This window comes from Ruegeria sp. AI2 (assembly GCF_056541275.1).
The window spans coordinates 1-564 of the sequence record NZ_JBQFYB010000092.1; the positions used below are offsets into that span (position 1 = coordinate 1).

The 564-nt window shown below is 58.2% G+C and carries 1 protein-coding gene; it reads left to right on the forward strand.

Going from position 1 to position 564, the window contains the following annotated elements; all coding sequences use genetic code 11:
- Window positions 1-564: chloride channel protein (locus tag ACR0LL_RS21340; RefSeq protein ID WP_480589342.1), on the forward strand; the 564-nt coding region annotated here is incomplete at both ends.

Sequence of the window (564 nt, forward strand, 5' to 3'; positions counted from 1 at the left end):
CGAAGGCCGGTATCGCCTCGTTCTTCGCTTCGCTTATCACGCTCAGTACGGGTGGCTCCACCGGTCGGGAAGGACCGGTGGTGCATATGGCCGGTGTTATTTCCACATGGGTCAGCAATCGCATCCATGCCGACGGAATAACCGGGCGGGATTTGTTGGGTTGCGCTGTGGCGGCCGCCGTTTCGGCCAGCTTTAACGCTCCCATAGCAGGCGCGCTTTTTGCGCTCGAGGTGGTGCTGCGCCATTTCGCCGTGCACGCATTTGCTCCAATTGTGATTGCGTCAGTCGCAGGAACGGTGATCAACCGGCTTGAATATGGCGATGTGACTGAATTTAGGCTGGATACACCGGGTTCGTTGCAGTTCTACGTCGAACTGCCCGCATTCCTCATCCTCGGACTTATCTGTGGCGTTGTGGCGTTGGTACTCATGCGCTCGATCTTTTTTGCCGAGGATATCGGCAACCATGTTCAGAACCGTTTGTCCCTGCCGCGTTGGCTGCGCCCGGCAGTATCGGGGGCAATGCTGGGCCTGCTGGCCATCTGGTTCCCGCATATCATCGGTG